19 protein-coding genes (1 of these 19 running past the window's edge) are annotated in these 16,977 nt (G+C 63.5%); 18 read left to right on the top strand and 1 reads right to left on the bottom strand.

Annotation, left to right across the window (positions count from 1 at the left end; genetic code table 11):
• Positions 1-141: 141 nt before the first annotated feature.
• The 17 genes from THECO_RS14215 to THECO_RS14140 all read left to right on the top strand — a co-directional run bounded on the left by THECO_RS14215 (position 142) and on the right by THECO_RS14140 (position 15,724).
• On the top strand, positions 142-882 hold the full coding sequence (locus THECO_RS14215; RefSeq protein WP_015255734.1) for an SAF domain-containing protein: 741 nt from the start codon (positions 142-144) through the stop codon (positions 880-882).
• Positions 879-1,715 (top strand): hypothetical protein, encoded by an 837-nt coding sequence (locus THECO_RS14210; RefSeq protein ID WP_015255733.1) that lies wholly within the window; start codon positions 879-881, stop codon positions 1,713-1,715. The genes THECO_RS14215 and THECO_RS14210 overlap by 4 nt, the downstream gene beginning before the upstream one ends.
• Positions 1,715-3,046: an ATPase, T2SS/T4P/T4SS family gene (locus tag THECO_RS14205; RefSeq protein ID WP_015255732.1), complete on the top strand. Its 1,332-nt coding sequence runs from the start codon at positions 1,715-1,717 to the stop codon at positions 3,044-3,046. Before THECO_RS14210 ends, THECO_RS14205 begins: the two co-directional genes overlap by 1 nt.
• Positions 3,016-3,984 (top strand): hypothetical protein, encoded by a 969-nt coding sequence (locus tag THECO_RS14200; protein ID WP_232427689.1) that lies wholly within the window; start codon positions 3,016-3,018, stop codon positions 3,982-3,984. The genes THECO_RS14205 and THECO_RS14200 overlap by 31 nt, the downstream gene beginning before the upstream one ends.
• A gap of 15 nt (positions 3,985-3,999) precedes the next feature.
• Positions 4,000-4,899 carry a hypothetical protein gene (locus THECO_RS14195; RefSeq protein WP_015255730.1) on the top strand — a complete coding sequence of 300 codons (900 nt, stop codon included), beginning with the start codon at positions 4,000-4,002 and terminating at the stop codon, positions 4,897-4,899.
• Positions 4,900-4,935: 36 nt separating this feature from the next.
• Positions 4,936-5,085, top strand: a complete 150-nt coding sequence (locus THECO_RS22045) for a hypothetical protein (protein ID WP_015255729.1) — start codon at positions 4,936-4,938, stop codon at positions 5,083-5,085.
• 16 nt (positions 5,086-5,101) lie between these two features.
• Positions 5,102-5,527, top strand: coding sequence for a hypothetical protein (locus THECO_RS14190; RefSeq protein ID WP_015255728.1), 426 nt, complete (start codon positions 5,102-5,104; stop codon positions 5,525-5,527).
• 169 nt (positions 5,528-5,696) lie between these two features.
• Positions 5,697-6,185: a hypothetical protein gene (locus tag THECO_RS14185; RefSeq protein ID WP_015255727.1), complete on the top strand. Its 489-nt coding sequence runs from the start codon at positions 5,697-5,699 to the stop codon at positions 6,183-6,185.
• Between the two features lie 145 nt (positions 6,186-6,330).
• Positions 6,331-7,545: a M24 family metallopeptidase gene (locus tag THECO_RS14180; protein WP_015255726.1), complete on the top strand. Its 1,215-nt coding sequence runs from the start codon at positions 6,331-6,333 to the stop codon at positions 7,543-7,545.
• 230 nt (positions 7,546-7,775) lie between these two features.
• On the top strand, positions 7,776-8,153 hold the full coding sequence (locus THECO_RS14175) for a hypothetical protein (protein WP_015255725.1): 378 nt from the start codon (positions 7,776-7,778) through the stop codon (positions 8,151-8,153).
• A 118-nt stretch (positions 8,154-8,271) separates the two neighbouring features.
• On the top strand, positions 8,272-9,060 hold the full coding sequence (locus tag THECO_RS14170) for an SDR family oxidoreductase (RefSeq protein WP_015255724.1): 789 nt from the start codon (positions 8,272-8,274) through the stop codon (positions 9,058-9,060).
• Between the two features lie 147 nt (positions 9,061-9,207).
• Positions 9,208-9,495, top strand: a complete 288-nt coding sequence (gatC, locus tag THECO_RS14165; RefSeq protein ID WP_015255723.1) for an Asp-tRNA(Asn)/Glu-tRNA(Gln) amidotransferase subunit GatC — start codon at positions 9,208-9,210, stop codon at positions 9,493-9,495.
• 18 nt (positions 9,496-9,513) lie between these two features.
• Positions 9,514-10,983: an Asp-tRNA(Asn)/Glu-tRNA(Gln) amidotransferase subunit GatA gene (gene gatA / locus THECO_RS14160; protein WP_015255722.1), complete on the top strand. Its 1,470-nt coding sequence runs from the start codon at positions 9,514-9,516 to the stop codon at positions 10,981-10,983.
• Positions 10,984-10,986: 3 nt separating this feature from the next.
• Positions 10,987-12,429, top strand: a complete 1,443-nt coding sequence (gene gatB / locus THECO_RS14155; RefSeq protein WP_015255721.1) for an Asp-tRNA(Asn)/Glu-tRNA(Gln) amidotransferase subunit GatB — start codon at positions 10,987-10,989, stop codon at positions 12,427-12,429.
• 133 nt (positions 12,430-12,562) lie between these two features.
• Complete coding sequence (locus THECO_RS14150; RefSeq protein WP_015255720.1) at positions 12,563-13,291, top strand: MgtC/SapB family protein; 729 nt, start codon at positions 12,563-12,565, stop codon at positions 13,289-13,291.
• Positions 13,292-13,395: 104 nt separating this feature from the next.
• A complete protein-coding gene (locus THECO_RS14145) occupies positions 13,396-13,839 on the top strand; it encodes a Fur family transcriptional regulator (protein ID WP_015255719.1) in 444 nt (147 codons plus the stop codon).
• Between the two features lie 139 nt (positions 13,840-13,978).
• Positions 13,979-15,724, top strand: a complete 1,746-nt coding sequence (locus tag THECO_RS14140) for a glycosyl hydrolase family 18 protein (protein ID WP_157373580.1) — start codon at positions 13,979-13,981, stop codon at positions 15,722-15,724.
• 61 nt (positions 15,725-15,785) lie between these two features.
• Here THECO_RS14140 and THECO_RS14135 read toward each other — a convergent pair whose 3' ends face one another.
• Entirely contained in the window at positions 15,786-16,187 is a 402-nt protein-coding gene (locus THECO_RS14135; RefSeq protein WP_015255717.1) for a YgzB family protein, read from the bottom strand.
• Positions 16,188-16,347: 160 nt separating this feature from the next.
• On the opposite strand from THECO_RS14135, the gene THECO_RS14130 reads away from it, so the two are divergent.
• Positions 16,348-16,977: the 5' portion of a nucleotidyltransferase-like protein gene (locus tag THECO_RS14130; RefSeq protein ID WP_015255716.1), read on the top strand. The gene runs 240 nt beyond the window's last position; 630 of the gene's 870 nt are visible here — the first part of the coding sequence; it begins with the start codon at positions 16,348-16,350; the stop codon falls past the right edge of the window.

The following is a 16,977-nucleotide window of genomic DNA, read 5'->3' as shown; positions in this document are numbered from 1 at the left end:
TGATATAGACAGGGCAGTTATATTTTGCTAATATAGGAATCAACGTAAATGCCATATGGTCTGTGACATGCGAAGAACGCATGCAGAGGGAGAGTCCCTTGTGCAGCGTTCTTTTTTTGTTGCAGGCGGAAAGGAGACGCGATGAACAGAAGACGGAACCTGGCGATCAGCGCGGCCGCGGCGGTGCTCGCCGGCGTGCTGATCTATTGCATCCATGAGCTGCAGCTCAGGCAGATCGAGCTGCAGGAGACGGTGCAGGTCGTCGTGCCGGTCCGCTTCATTCCCGCGGGCGAGCGGTTGTCGGCCGATGCGCTCGGGATGAAGACGATCACGAAGGCCGCCTTCATGCCGGGCATGGTGACCGACCTCCACGCGGTCGCCGGCATGGAGACGGCGGTCCCGCTCGGCCGGGACGAGCCCGTGCTCGACTGGAAGCTGGACCGTTTCCGGCTGCTGCCGAAGCGGGGCGAGTCCACGTTCCAGATCCCGAAGGACTATATTCTTTCGGTGTCGAACGGGCTGCGCGCGGGGGACAAGGCGCTTGTTTACGCGTCGGGTGAAGGGATCGAATCCGGCCGGTTGTTCCCGGAACCGGTGACGGTGGCCGCCGTGAAGACGCCGGCGAACCTGGAGGTCGACGATCCGCAGCATACCGGCCTCGTATCCCGCGCCAGCGGCGACTACGAACAGCTCTACCTGTCCCGGCGGGACGCGAACGGTTCGATCGATGCCGTCAACCTGAACCTGACCGAGGAGCAGTGGCTGCGCATCGACAATCTGTGCCGGAGCGGCAAGGTGAAGCTGGTCATCGCCTATGTGCCGGATTCGCATGAGAATACGGCGGCCGATGCCGGCAAGGCGGAGGAGGTGGAGGTCTCGTGAACCGGGGAACGCTCGTTACCTTCACCGGCACGACGCCGAACATCGGCACGACGATCAGCGCATTCTCCGCCGCCTGCCGGATCGCGGAGTACAGCGGGCAGCCGGTCGGCTATCTCTGCCTCAATCTCAAGAGTTCCAAGCTGCACCGCTACGTCCGCGTCGAGCGTCCGGCGCTGTCGCTCGACCGGATGCGTCCCGAACTGAAGGCGGCCACCTTGTCGCCGGAGCGGCTCAAGGCGGCGGCTTTCCGCCCGTCCGGCATGCCCAATCTGTTCGTCTTCTTCGGCAATCTGCTGCGGGATCAGGCGGAGTTCTACGCGCCGGAGGAAATCGGGTATCTGCTCGATGCCGCGCGGGAGGCGTTCTGCCTGACGATCGCCGACGTGAGCGCCTACTGGGACAACGCCGCCACCGTCGCCGCGATGCGGGCGGCGGACAGCCGGATCGTCGCCACGACGATGGCGCTGTCGCATTTCCAGGAAGACGGACGCCGCTGGTTCGGACTCGCCCAGTCGCTGTTCGGCATTGAACCGGCGGACTGCGACGCGGTCATCATTTCACCGCCATGGAGAAATGGGGGGTTCTCAATGAAAGACGTGCAGAAAGAAACCGGACTCCGCGTCATCGGGCGGCTCAACCTGACGGAGCCGCTGCTGGCGGCGCTCGACAACGGCGCGCTGATGGACTGGCTGCTCACGGACGACTCGGGCCGGAAAGCGATGGACGATGCGGCCCGGCAACTGATGAACCGTCACGGCGTGCGGTTCGGGCGCAGCGTCGCGCAGCAGCCCTGGTACCGCCGGCTGCTCGCCCACAGGAATGGTGTCAGCTGATGAGCGGCGCGGATCGGGTGAAATTTTCGCCGACCGACTATGCGGCGAAATTGCGGCTGGCCGTTCCGGATGATGCGGGGATGGCCGACGTCCCGTACGACGCGGAAGGGGAGGCGGCCTTCCGCAGGCTGGTCGAGGAGATGCGGGCCTATCTGACGGCGCCGCAGGGGATGACGGAGGAGCAGCGGCAATCCTACGGCGAGCGGCTCAACCGCGCCGTTCTCGGCTTCCCGCAGGAGCGGGCCGAGCTGCTCGCCGTCATCCAGGAGCGGCTGCTTCGCAAGCGGATTCACCGGCTTCCGGGCTATCATCATCCTTACGGGAGCCTTGCCGAAGCGATCTTCGCCGAAGTGATCGGGCTGAACGTGCTGGAGCTGATTCTGGCGGCAAGGGACGGACTCGAGGAAATCCAGGTGGTCGGCACGCGCATCTACGAGGTGCGGTCCGGCAGGCCCGTGCCATCGGTTCACCGGTTCCAGTCGGTCAAGGACGTGGAGCGGATCCAGCAGAACCTGGTCCTGTTCAACAACGACCGGATCAGCCCGCGCAAGCGATGGGCGGAGGTGAACCTCAGCGACGGGTCGCGGGTGACGATGACCGGCTTCGGCTATACCGCCGAGCCGACGCTGACGATCCGGTTTTACACGGTGCGGCACTACCGGCTGGACGAGCTGTGCAGACCGGAGTACGGCACGATGAACGAAGCGGTGATGCGGCTGCTGCGGAACGTGCTGGAGCGGCGCCTGAACCTCGTCATCATCGGCCCGACGAACTCCGGCAAGACGCATCTGATCAAGGCGCTGATCGCCGAACTGCCCGACGAGGAGCGGATCGTGACGATTGAAGGTCGGTTCGAGCTGATGCTGCGGAAGACGTTCCCGGACAAAAACGTGATCGAGTACGAAGCCGACGAGGAGGATCCGATGCACGATTCCGCCCAGGCGTTCAAGCTGGCGCTGCGTCAGTCGCCGCAGCGCATCGTCCATGCCGAGATCCGCGACGAAGACGCGAACATGTATGTCCGGGCGTGCACACGCGGCCATCGGGGCAGCATGACGACGGTCCACGCGAACGCGCTGGAGGACGTGCCGGAGGCGATCGCCGACATGTGCATGCTCGACGGGCGCGCGGTGGACGACAACCGGCTCGTCCGCCGCATCACCCGGCAGGTGACGGATGTCGGCATCGAGATGCGCATCGTCGGCGGCAAGCGGCGGATCGTCCGCATCGGGCGGTATGAATGGCGGCCGGACGGCCCGCATGTGCGCGACTGGGCAGTCTATGATCCGGAGCGGGACGATTGGACGATCGCCCCGGATGTGCCATGCTGAGCCTGGACGCGATGCTGGCCGCGGCGACGGGCGCGCTGTTCCTGCTGATGTTCACCGCGATCCGCGGCTGGCTGGCCGCCGCGGTGTCCCGCTCAGGGACCGCCGCGAGGCTCAGCCATCGCCGCCGGGCGGGACTCATCGAGCGCGCGGAGCGGCGCATGGCCGCTTATGTATCCGGACCGCATGCGCGGCTCTCCCTCCTGCTGGAGAGCGCGCGCGCCGGCATCGGTCCGGCGGCGTTCCTCGGGCTGTCCGCGCTGCTCGCCGCGGCGGGCGGAGCGGCGGGGGCGCTTGTCATCCAGACCGTGAAGGGGGCGGCCATTGCGGCCGTGCTGCTCGGAGGCCTGCCGTACATCATTATCCGGATGACGCTGATGCATCGGCAGATGCAGAGCCGGATCGACTTTCTGCCGGCGTTGGAGCTGTTCTACCAGAGCTACCTGTCAACCGGCGGGCGGCAGGTGCGGATCGCGCTCGGCCGCATCGTCGAGGAACGGCGGCTCACCGGTCCGCTGCTGCCGGTGTTCGAGCAGCTGTACATCAACCTGTCGGTCAAAGGCGATGACGAAGCGAGCCTGCGGGTCTTTTCGTCGGCCGTGGGCCACGTCTGGGCGGAATATTTCGCGAACATGCTCCGGGTCGCGCTGACGGACGGCGCACCGATCGCGGAAAACCTGAAGGAGCTGATCGCCGACATGCGGCGGGCGGCGCGGGCGGATCAGCAGGAGCGCAACAGGCTGCTTGAGATCCGGCTGGCCAACTTCTCGCCGATCCTGTTCCTTGCCCTGTTCATCAGCATCAATGTCCGCTACAACCCGGAAGGCGCTTACCGGTACTACGTGCTGGATCCGCACGGACGCGACATGCTGCTGAACGCGGCGGCCCTGATCTTCGCCTCGTTCCTGATGGGCATCTGGCTGTCGCGCCGCAAATTGTGAAAGGGGGGATTGACAGTGCTGGCCGATCCATCGATCGTGCGCGGCTTGACCTTGCTGCTGCTGGTCGCCCAGTTCGGGTTGTGCGCGCTGTCCGTCTCGGCCCTGCTGCAGGCGTGGATCCGGCGCCGTCCGCGCTGGACGCATCTGCAGTTTGAAGATGACGGACCGCAGCCTGCGCCGAAATGGCTGCTGCGGGCGGCGGGCATCCGCCGCGGCAGCCAGAGCTTCCTGACGCGCGAAACGCTGCTTGCGGGATGCGGCTTCGCGTATGACCCGGCCTGGTACATGTTCGCCCGGCGGGTTGCGATCCTCTTCGGATCAGCCGCGCTTATCTGCGGAGCGGCCTTCCCCGCGTACGTGCCGCTGCCGCCGGACCGCATCCTGTGGCTGCAGGCGGCGGGGGCCGCGCTCGCGGCCTGCGCGCTGTGCGACAAGCCGCTGCTCGAATCGGTGCGCAAGGCGCGCTCCGAGCTCATCATGCGGGAGATTCTGGCCGTCAGCAATCAGCTGCTCTATTTCGCGGGAGCCGCGCTGCACCTGCACGTGAAGCTGACGCGCTGCCTGCCCTACACGTCGGTCATCCGCTCCGATCTGCGGCGCATGCTGGCGGAATGGTACCACGACGCGGGGGAAGCGATCGCGCGGTTCAAGCGCCGCGTCGGCACGGCCGAAGCGGACAGCTTCGCGGAGACGATCGAGGCGCTGCGCCTGCGCGAAGACGACGCGTTCTACGCGTTGCTTCGCGAGCGGATCGCCGATTACAAGGCGAAGATCGAGCTGAGCCGCGAGAGCCGCAAGGAAGCGGCGTCCTACGTGCTGTTCGTGCTGGCGGGCGTACCGATTCTGTACATGTTCCAGATCTTCATCTATCCGTGGGTGCAGGAAAGTCAGCAATTGTTTCAATCGTTGCAGTAACAGGAATTCATATTTTCTCGGGAAGGAGATGCGGGAATGCGCAACATTCTGATGACGGTCATGCTGCTTATCGTGGTGGTGGTGCTGTTCAACACGATCATCGCGAATCCGAACGGCGGCACGAAAAGGCAGATCGAAGTTCAAGGCAACAACGCGAACACCCGGATCGGCGCTTTGAACCCGTAAGCGGTGACGCAGGCGGATGCGTTCGGTTCTCGTGTTCGTGCTGTTCGCCGCCCTGCTCTGCTGGATGATGTTCGCGCCGGTCTACAAGCATGTGTTCATCGTCCGGCAGGCGGTGCTGCAGCAGGAGGTCGACTATTTGCTGGAGATCGGCGCGAACGGATCGCACGGCTATATCGACGGCGCGATGATCGCCGCATCCCGTAACCGGCTCGCGGCCTACGGGCTTGAGCCCGGGAAGCTGATCTACGAGGTGGCCGCGACGTCGGGCGAGGATGCGACGAATCCGCAGACTCCGGTCCGGCGGGGCGCCGGCATTGTGCTGACGATCCGTTACCCTTACGAGCGGTTGTTCGAGATCGACCGGCTGATCGGCATTGCGCCGCCGGACGAACAGGCGCTGATCAGCGCCACAGGCATGAAAATGAGCGAATATGTGCCTTGAGACAGAGCGGATGCAGGCGGCTCGCCGAACCGGCTTTCGGTCCGGCGGCCGATTGCATACATGACGCGCCCGGCAGCGGCCAGCCGGTGCCGTCGGATGAAATCCGGAGGGGGGATGTGGAACCGGCGCCTGAGACGTTACAGACCGAAAGGGGGGAATTAAGGCCGGAATGCACAAACTGCTGCTGCTGACGCTGATGGCGGCGGTGTGGATGATGCTGCTGGCGCTGCAGATCGACGGGGAGATGGCGGTCCGCACCCTGTTCGAAGCGAAGCGGGCGGTGAACCGTGCCGCCCATGCGGGGGCGCAGCAGCTGGATCAGGACGCGCTCGCGGCAGGCATCTTGCGCATCGACGAAGCGGCGGCGGCATCGGCCGCACTGCAGTATTTGCGGGTGAACATGCGGCTGGACGCTTCGCTCAAGCCGCTGCCGGGCGCGATGCTGCGCGATCCGGTCGAGATCGCCGTGCTGCGTGTCGTGAACGCGGAAGCCGTCTTTCCGTACATGTACCGCAACGAAACGTACAATTACGAGGTGACGCTGAAGCGGCCCGGCGTCATCCTCATCGCGCGGGTCCGGTATCCGCGCGGATTCAACGTCATGGGGCCGGTCGAGTGGTATGTGAAAGGGGCGGCGGAGCTGGTGCCGCTTCATTGAAGATCCCGGGGAATCGCGGATGTCCCCGGTTTTTTGCGTTCTTTTTCACCCTATCCCCCTCGCTCAGGAGAAGCGGGACGGCTTTGACAATCCCGTCGTTGTGGGTGAATATAATCATGAGAGAAAGGTGCGGGGAGGCCATAGGATGGAACATGCGCTGCCGGCGGGAGAGACGGGGAAGCGGATCGCCAGACTGCAAGAGCAGCTCAAGGCAGGCGGCTATGCCGGCATGCTCGTCTCGCAGAATACGGATCTCTACTATTTGACCGGCACGATGCAGGCCGGTTATCTGTTCGTGCCCGACGAGGGCGAACCGACGCTTTACGTCCGCCGAAGTGTGGCGAGGGCGGAACGGGAGTCGCGCGTCAGGACGAAGCCGCTCGGCTCGTTCAAGGCGTTCGGCGCGGAGCTGGCCGCCGACTTTCCGCCGCTGACCGGGAGCGGAGAACGAAGGACCGTTCTGACGCCGCTGGATGCGCTGCCCGCGCAGCTTTACCTGCGGCTGGCCGAGCTGCTGCGCGGAGCGGGAGCGGAGCTGGCCGACGGGTCGGCCATGATGCGCCGCCTGCGCATGGTGAAGTCTCTGCATGAAATCGGGCGGATCCAGGCGGCTGCGCGAGCCGCCGCCGAAGCGCTGGACGAGGCGCTGCCGCTGCTGCGCGAAGGCGTCACCGAGCTGGAGTGGATGGCGGCGTACGAACACGCCGTTCGCAAGCGCGGCCATATCGGGACGATGCGGATGCGCGCCTACAATCTGGAGGTGCTGACCGGCATGGTCGGCGCCGGGGAAGCGGCGGCGGAACCGTCCGCGTTCGACGGCCCGGCAGGCGGCCGCGGGCTCGGTCCGGCGGCGGCGCAGAGCGTCAGCCGGCGTCCGATCGGGCGCAACGAGCCGATTCTGATCGACATCGGCTGCTGCATCGACGGGTACATCATCGACCAGACGCGCACCGCGGTGATCGGCGCATTGCCGGACGATCTGCTCGCGGCCTACGAGACTTCCGTCCGGATCATCCGGCGCGCGGAAGAGCTGCTGGTGCCGGGCACGCCGGCGGAGCGGCTGTATGAAGAAGCGATCCGCATGGCGGATGAGGCCGGGCTGGCCGACCATTTCATGGGCTTCGGCGCCGACCGGGTCCGGTTCCTCGGCCACGGCATCGGGCTGGAGGTGGACGAGTGGCCGGTGCTCGCGCGCGGCTTCGACATGCCGCTCGAACCCGGGATGGTCATCGCGGTGGAGCCGAAGTTTACGTTTCCCGGCCGCGGCGTCGTCGGCATCGAGAACAGTTACGCCGTGCAATCCGAAGGCCCGCCGCTCGCACTTACCCTCACGCCCGAACGTCTGATCCGGCTGCCGTAAGCGGGGTGCGCGGAAATGGCGGATTATCCGGCATGGCGGGCGGCAGACGGGCGCCCGGTCAGACGCCGTGCTCATATCCGGGATATCCGCATAGAATTGGAGCAAGGGTTTCTTTTCCCGGGATTTGCATACCGGTCTGTTTTTGAGTAGGATAGATTTATAGGGAGCGGCAGCCGGATGACGCGAAGGCGGCGGCATGCCGCAATGCGCAGCGAGAGGGGCGGTGAACGATGTACAAGCTTGGCCAACGGGTCATAGTCGTCGCGGATCATTTTGAGCAAAATCTGCCGATTGGCGAATATGGATATATCATCGCGTATGACCGGAATGCGGACAATGCGTTCGATTACGTCGTCCGCCTGCCCAAAGTGAACAAGAACGTGTTCGTTCCGGCGGGCGACATCGAGCCGGAAGAAGTGCTGCTGAAACGGGAAGCCGAGCGGGTGGAGCGAGAGGCGCTCATCGATTACGCGCTTGCGACGCACAACGAAGAGCTGTTCCGCCGGATCATGAACGGCGGCGAGACCGAATCCCGGGAAGGAACCGGCAAGGAAGTGCAGAGCCGGGAAGACTTCATCCGTCAAGTGAATCTGAAGGCATGGATCTGATGCACAACGGACGCCGGCGCTTGCCGGCGTCAACTTCTTGGTGCCGGTCTTTCATTCGCGGAGACGTAAAGGTATAATTTCCAAGGACAACTTCTGCGGATGGAGGGTACGGACCGACATGGATCTGGGATGGACGGGCAAGGCGGCGATCGTGACCGCGGCGAGCCGCGGGCTCGGCAAGGCGTGCGCCATGCGGCTGGCGCTGGAAGGCGCGGATGTCGCGATCTGCGCCCGCGATGAGGCGGAGCTTATGCGGACGGCGGATGAGATCCGCAAGGCATCGGGACGCGATGTGCTTGCCATGCGGGCGGACGTGTCGCAGCCCGGCGACATCAAGGCGCTGGTGGACGCGGCGGCGCGGCGGTTCGGGCGGATCGACGCGCTCATCTGCAACGCGGGCGGACCGCCGTCCGGCGCTTTCATGGATATGACGGATGAACATTGGGAAGCGGCGGTGCAGCTCAACCTGATGAGCGTTATCCGGCTCATCCGCGAGACGGTGCCGCATATGCAGCGTATCGGGGGCGGCCGGATCGTCAACATTTCATCGGTGGCGATCAAGCAGCCGATTCCGGGGCTCGTGCTCAGCAACACGCTGCGGGCCGGCCTGCACGGTCTCGTGAAGACGCTCGCGAATGAGCTTGCTCCGGCGGGCATTCTCGTCAATACGCTCTGTCCCGGCCGTTTCGAGACGGACCGCATCTTGGGTCTGGACCGGGCATCCGCCGAACGGGAAGGCATCCCGGTGGAGGAAGTGCGCCGGCGCTCGGAATCGTCGATTCCGCTCGGGCGCTCGGGGGATCCGGAAGAATTCGCACGCTACGCGGCGTTCCTCGCTTCGCCGGCGAACAGCTACATGACGGGCCAGGCCATCGTCGTCGACGGCGGGCAGTGGCGAGGCGTCTGACCGAAGAGGCGCCGCAGCGCGCCGGAGTCCTTGCAGAAGCGGGGGCGGAAGCCGCACGCTTCGCAGCCTCCCCTGATTGAGCGCGGACAAGCGGTGCGATATAATGGAAGGAATTGATCGGAATCGAAGGAGGCAATGGAAGCAGCGATGAGCATTTCGATCCAGGATGTCGAGCACGTGGCGAAGCTGGCGCGGCTCGAACTGACGGAGGAAGAGAAGGCGAAGTACGCGGAGCAGCTCGGCGCGATTCTGGACTATGCGCAGAAGCTGAACGAGCTGGATACGGAAAACGTGCCGCCGACGAGCCACGTCCTGCCCGTCGCGAACGTGATGCGGGACGATGAACCGCGGCCGTCCTGGCCGATCGAGAAAGTCATGCTGAACGCGCCGGACGAAGAGGACGGACAATTCCGCGTCCCGGCGGTATTGGAATAGGAAGAGGAGGAACGACCGTTGTCCGTATTGGATCTGCGATTGCAGGAACTGCACGACCGCTTGAGCGGCGGGGAGCTTGCGGTCTCCGATCTGGTCGAGGCTTCGCTCAGCCGGATCAAGGAGACCGAGCCCGTCGTGCAGGCGTTCATTACGCTGGACGAAGAAGGCGCGCGGGCGCAGGCGGCCGAACTGGACAAGCAGCTGAAAGAAGGCGGAGAACGCGGGCTGCTCTTCGGCCTGCCGGCCGGCATCAAGGACAACATTGTGACGGACGGGCTGAAGACGACGTGCGCCAGCCGTTTCCTGAGCAATTACATCCCGATCTACAACGCTACCGTGATGGACAAGCTGCGCGCGGCGCAATCCGTCACGATCGGCAAGCTGAACATGGACGAATTCGCGATGGGCGGTTCGAACGAGAACTCGGCGATGGGACCGACGCGCAACCCCTGGGATCCGGAGCGGGTTCCGGGCGGATCGAGCGGCGGATCTGCGGCGGCCGTGGCGGCGCGGCAGGTTTACTTCGCCCTCGGTTCCGACACGGGCGGTTCGATCCGGCAGCCGGCCGCCTACTGCGGCGTCGTCGGCCTGAAACCGACGTACGGGCGCGTCTCGCGTTTCGGCCTCGTCGCCTTCGCGTCTTCGCTGGACCAGATCGGCCCGATCACGAAGAACGTCGAGGACGCGGTCTACGTGCTGCAGGCGATCGCCGGCCATGATCCGATGGATTCGACGTCGGCCGACGTCGAGGTGCCGGACTACACCGCGGCGCTCACCGGTGACGTGCGGGGCCTCCGCATCGGCGTGCCGAAGGAGTACCTCGGCGAAGGCATCGCGCCGCAGGTGAAGGATGCGGTGCTGGCGGCGCTGAAAGTGTTCGAGTCGCTCGGCGCGACATGGGAAGAAGTGTCGCTGCCGCATACGGAATACGCGGTCGCGGCTTACTATTTGCTCGCTTCGTCGGAGGCGTCGTCCAACCTGGCGCGCTTCGACGGCGTCCGGTACGGCGTGCGCGCCGAAAACCCGGACAACCTGATCGACCTGTACGTCAAATCGCGCAGCCAGGGATTCGGCGCGGAAGTGAAGCGCCGCATCATGCTGGGCACGTACGCGCTCAGCTCCGGTTATTATGACGCCTACTATCTGAAGGCGCAGAAGGTCCGCACGCTGATCAAGCAGGACTTCGACCAGGTATTCGAGAAGTTCGACGTCATCATCGGCCCGACGGCGCCGACGACGGCGTTCAAGATCGGCGAGCAGATCCATGACCCGCTTACCATGTATTTGAACGACATCTGCACGATTCCGGTCAACTTGGCCGGCCTGCCGGCGATCAGCGTGCCGTGCGGCCTGGCAGACGGCCTGCCGGTCGGCATGCAGATCATCGGCAAGGCGTTCGACGAGACGACGGTGCTGCGCGCGGCTTACGCATACGAGCAGGCGACGGAGCATCACAAACTGCGTCCGGCGGCCGTGGGAGGTGCGTGATCGATGACAACGACGACGAGATATGAAACGGTCATCGGCCTGGAAGTGCACGTGGAGCTCCATACGAAGACGAAAATTTTCTGCGGCTGCTCCACGTCCTTCGGCGCTCCGCCGAATACGCACACGTGCCCGATCTGCCTCGGCCATCCGGGCGTGCTGCCGGTGGTGAACCGCCAGGCGGTCGAGTACGCGATGAAGGCGGCGATGGCGCTCAATTGCGAGATTGCGGACGTGACGAAGTTTGACCGGAAGAACTATTTCTACCCCGACCTGCCGAAGGCGTACCAGATCTCGCAATACGACCAGCCGATCGGCAAGAACGGGTGGATCGACATCGAAGTGAACGGCCAGACGAAGCGGATCGGCATTACGCGCGTCCATCTCGAGGAGGACGCCGGCAAGCTGACCCACGTCGAAGGCGGCTATGCTTCGCTGGTCGACCTGAACCGCGTCGGCACGCCGCTCATCGAGATCGTCTCCGAGCCGGACATCCGCTCGCCCGAGGAAGCGCGCGCCTATCTGGAGAAGCTCAGGGCGATCATGCTCTATTGCGAAGTGTCGGACGTGAAGATGGAGGAAGGTTCCCTCCGCTGCGACGCGAACATTTCGCTGCGCCCGTGGGGTCAGGAGAAGTTCGGCGTGCGCGCCGAGCTGAAGAACATGAACTCGTTCCGCAGCGTGCAGCGCGGTCTCGAGTACGAGGAATGGCGTCAGGCCGACATTCTCGACAGCGGCGGCGAAGTCGTGCAGGAGACGCGCCGCTGGGACGAGTCGCAGGGCAAGACGCTGCCGATGCGCGGAAAAGAGGAGGCGCATGACTACCGCTACTTCCCTGATCCGGACCTGGTCCGGATCGTCATCGACGAGGAATGGAAGGCGCGCGTCCGCGCTTCGATTCCGGAGCTGCCCGACGCCCGCAAGGCGCGCTACATGTCCGAGTACGGCCTCTCGTCCTACGATGCCGGCGTCATCACGGCGTCGAAGAAGCTGGCCGACCTGTTCGAGGAAAGCCTGCGCTACACGAAGGACGCGAAAGCCGCCGCGAACTGGATCATGGGCGATCTGCTCGGCTATCTGAACGCGAACAACCTGGAACTGGACGACGTGAAGCTGACGGGACAAGGTCTTGGCGAGATGATCGGCCTGATCGAGAAAGGGACGATCAGCGGCAAGATCGCCAAGACGGTGTTCAAGGCGATGCTCGAGACCGGCAAACTTCCGCAGCAGATCGTCGAGGAACAGGGGCTCGTGCAGATCAGCGACGAAGGCGCGATCCGCGAGATCGTGGAGAAGGTTGTCGCCGCCAACCCGCAGTCCGTCGAGGATTACCGCTCCGGCAAGGAGAAGGCGCTCGGCTTCCTTGTCGGCCAGGTCATGCGGGAGACGAAGGGCAAGGCGAATCCGGCGCTGGTGAATCAACTGCTCGTGGAAGTGTTGAAGTCGTAAAGCCCGTCAAATGTCAAGCCGCCCCTTCCGTGCGGAACTGTGCGGATCGGGGCGTTATTTTTCAACGCGAAACGGACGCGTCCGCCCGGTACAGGACCGCGCAAGCCGTTTGACTTGTCGGGAGTGGGATGGCATGAACACGATCGCCGCAATCGTCGACAACCCGTGGCACATCAGTGAATGGCAGATTCTGGTGCGCCTGCTGTCGGCCGCCGTGCTCGGCGGTCTGGTCGGGCTGGAGCGGGAGCGGTCGCAGCACGCGGCCGGCCTGCGCACGCATATTATGGTATGTCTCGGCTCATGCTTGATGATGCTGCTGTCCATTTACGGTTTCGCCCTGTTCGTCAACGAGATCAACGTCCGCGTCGACCCGGCGCGTCTGGCGGCGGCGGTGATCACGGGCGTCGGTTTTCTCGGGGCGGGCACGATCCTGCAGACGGGGCGCAGCGTGACCGGGCTGACGACGGCCGCATCGGTCTGGGTGACGGCGGCGATCGGGCTCGGCGTCGGGGCGGGGTTCTATTTTGCCGCGGCGGTCTCCACATTGCTCGTCCTGTTCGTCCTGTGGGCGCTGAACAAATTGGAGCGGAAGTTGTTCCGGCGAAAATCCGAGCGGCTCATCGTGGTGCATGTCGACGACCGGCCCGGGCTCATGCAGAGGCTCAGGGAGACGGTTGAACAATGCGGGGGAGATCTGCGCAAAATGCGTTTCCAGGACGAGGATGACGCGGACGCGCCGGAGAAGCTCGGACCGAACCAGCTGGCCGTCTATCTGCACGTCCGGTTGAAACGGTCGGCCGAAGCGGAACTGCTCGACGGGCTTCGCGGACTGGACGGGGTGCACGCCGCTTCGATGGAATAGCGCAAGACCGCAGGCTGGCAAGGATTGACCGTCCCCCCGGAATTGACAAATTGAAAATTGAAACTTTACAATGGATGTAGCATAAGAGAAAGGCGTGAACGTCAATGGCAACGAGCGTCAGCGATGCGCTGGAACAACTGAAAAGTACCGGAGTACGCATGACGCCGCAGCGCCACGCGATTCTGTCTTACCTGATGAATTCGATGACGCATCCGACGGCTGACGAGATTTACCGTGCGTTGTCGCCGGAGTTTCCGAGCATGAGCGTTGCGACGATATACAACAATCTCCGGTTGTTCGTCGATGCCGGTCTCGTCCGCGAACTGACCTACGGCGACGATTCGAGCCGGTTCGACGCCGATCTGTCGGATCATTATCATTGCATTTGCAAATCGTGCGGACGGATCACCGATTTCGAGTATCCGCCGCTTTTGGAAGTGGAAAAGGCAGCCGCGCGGGAAACAGGATTCATCGTCGAAGGACATCGCATGGAAATTTACGGCATTTGCCCGGATTGCGCGGCATCGGACAAGGCCGGTAAATCGTGATCGGCAATTATATCCGCGCTTGCTCAACTTTTGGGCGGGCGTCTGCGTCAATGTACGTACAGGGACCGGAGCCTGAGCGTTTCGGCCTGCTGTACGTATTTGTTTTTTCAAGGGATTGGGGAGAGAGGGGAAGCCGGAAGTGGAACTGACGAGAATGCGTGCGCCGCGGCGGCGGAGAACCAGGCGGACCGCACCGATCCTGGGAATGCTGTTCATGCTGATTCTGCTTTCGGCTGCGGCGGGCGCGGCATACGCCTGGTGGGAGCGGATGCAGCCGAACCGCGACACGATCGTGCCCGATTACGGTGCGGCGCATCCCGTCTTTTACAACGGGGAGCAGCTGGACGGCGAAGCGCGCGTCCGGGATGCGAATGTGCTGCTGCCGCTTGATATGATTCGGGCCGTGCTCGGTGAAGATGTGCCGATCCGGTACGAAGCGGACAGCGAATCGATCATTATGACAACGGCGGACAAGGTCGTGCGGCTGAAGACGGCGGCGCTGACCGCGGAGATGAACGGCGAACCGTTCGATCTGACCATCGCCGCGGAGGTTGAAGGGGATGCCGTCTATCTGCCGCTCGCGCCGGTCACCGTCCTGTACGGGCTGACCGCGGAAGTGGCGGAGGAAACCGGGATCGTGACGCTGCTGCGTCCGGGACAAGGGATCCAAAATGCGTCCGTAACCGTCGAGCAGGGTGCGGCGGTTCGTTCAGAACCGACGATTAAGGCGCCGATCATCGAGACGGTCCCGGCCGGCGGGGATGTGCGCATCTGGCGCGAGGAGAAAGGCTGGTATCGCGTGCAGACCGCATCCGGGCATGCCGGTTACGCCGCCGAGTCGGATTTTACGCTTGCGGACTTCGAGATCATTCCCGAGCCTGAGCGGGAAGATCCTTTTCTGCCCTGGCCGGCGAACGGCCGCAAGATCAATCTGACCTGGGAAGCGGTCTATCAGGTGCCGGCCGATCCGTCGAAGATCGGTCCGATGCCGGGCGTCAACGTCGTCAGCCCGACCTGGTTCGAACTGAAAGACGGTTCGGGCGCGATTCGTTCAAAGGCCGATCCGGCCTATGTATCCTGGGCGCACAAGCGCGGCTATCAGGTGTGGGCGCTGTGGAGCAACGGCTTCGATCCCGATCGGACGACGGAGGCGCTGTCCACATACGCGACAAGACTTAAAATGATCCGTCAGCTGCTTGTCTATGCGGAGACGTACAAACTGCAGGGCATCAATATCGACTTCGAGAACGTTTACACGAAGGACAAGGAGAATCTCGTCCAATTCGTCCGCGAGTTTGTGCCTTTGGCGCACGAACAGGGCCTGGTCGTCTCGATCGACGTCACGCCGAAGTCAAACAGCGAGATGTGGTCGGCTTTCCTGGACCGGAAGGCGCTCGGGAAAGTGGTCGACTACATGATCGTCATGACGTACGACGAGCATTGGGCGTCGAGCCCGAAGGCCGGTTCGGTCTCGTCGCTGCCGTGGGTCGAACGGTCCATCAAGCGCATCCTCGAGGAAGACGGCGTGCCGCCGTCGAAGCTTATCATGGGCATTCCGCTGTACACCCGCGTATGGACGGAGAAGAAGAAGGCCGACGGCTCGGTCGAGGTCAGCTCGCGGGCGCTCGGCATGGAGGCGATCGAGAAGCTGATCCGGGAACGCGGGCTCAAGCGGACGTATGACGACAGCACCGGGCAGAACTATGTGGAATACGAGACGGAGGAAGGGCGCCACCGGATCTGGATCGAAGACGAGACATCGATCAAGGCGCGGGCCGAGCTGGCGAGGAAATACAAGCTCGCCGGCGTCGCCACCTGGCAGCGCGGGTTCCAGAAGCCTGAAATTTGGCAAGTGTTGCACGATACGCTGGAGGCCCGTCCGTAATCAAAATGAAAACCCGCCGGATGCGTCGGCCCCAAATCCGCCGCGTCCGCGGGTTTTCGTTTCATTTCGGGTTATTCTCCGCTGCCGCAGGCGATGCGGCGTTCACTGTCCCATCCGCTTCTTCTTCGGGGAATGCCGTCGCCTTGTTCGGGTCCTGCGTGAGGATCGTCCGGCAGAACATGCAGCGGTCGGTCTGGCCGAGCATTTTCGTCTGGCGTCCGCATTCCGGACAGATCAGCATGACGGCGCTTGTTGACAGCATGCCGGCCCAGAAATAGACGCCCATGCTGAGCATGAGGGCGATCATGCCCAGGACGAGAAAGATGCCGGCGATGATTTTGCCCGACTGCACGCCCCAGAAAACGATTCCCGCCGTGCCTGCGACCATCAGGCCCATGCCGATCATCGTCAGCAGCAGCCCCCAGGTGCGGAACTCGTTGATTTTCGCGGTCTTGAAGAACATCGGACTCTCTCCCATCATTTACCGGTTGACGGTTGCCTGTTCCATGCAGAAATGCAGCAGGAAATGCCGAATGTCTGTCGAACAACTACAGTATCGCAGATCTTCATTATATACGATGTTTTGCGATCATGCCAGAAACGATGGGGGATCCGGTTCACCGATGGATACGGCGCGATGTCTGCAATGGATTCAGGACGCACCGGGCCTGATTGGCGTCATGCTGATCGACAACCCGTATCGGTACAACCCGCTGATCGACGGATTGGACTTGCTGCTGCTTGCGGTCGTGGAGCGGGATGGGCGTGAACGCAGCGTCCGGCACGTCCGTAAGGAAGGCAAGCGGGTGCAAATCCGCACGGTTGCGGCCGCCGCCTTGGACGAATGGATCGCCGGAGTCGAGAGCCGCAGCATCATTCCATGGATCGTGCGGGGGGAAATTTTGATGGACCGTGACGGTTATCTGGAGCGGGTCAAGCAGCGGGTGATCGATTTTCCGGAGGAGTTGCGCAGACAGAAGCTGGCGGCGGAATTTTCCGCGTTCCTTCGGACATTCCTGCACGCCAAGCAGGATCTGCAGGACGGCAATATCCTGGACGCCCACAGCAATGTGCTCGCCGCGCTGCACCATTGGGCGCATATTTCGCTGATTGAAGACGGGGTGCATCCGGAACTGACGGTCTGGGCTCAGATGAAGAAATACAACCCCGGCATCTACAAATTGTATGAAGAGCTCACGACCAGCATGGAGTCGCTCGAGAAGCGGGTGCAGCTGGTGCTGCTCGCTTGCGAG

Source organism: Thermobacillus composti KWC4, assembly GCF_000227705.2.
GTDB classification, from domain to species: Bacteria; Bacillota; Bacilli; order Paenibacillales; family Paenibacillaceae; genus Thermobacillus; species Thermobacillus xylanilyticus.
The sequence above is the reverse complement of the archived record's forward strand: the minus strand, read 5'-3'. Positions and strand labels throughout refer to the sequence as shown.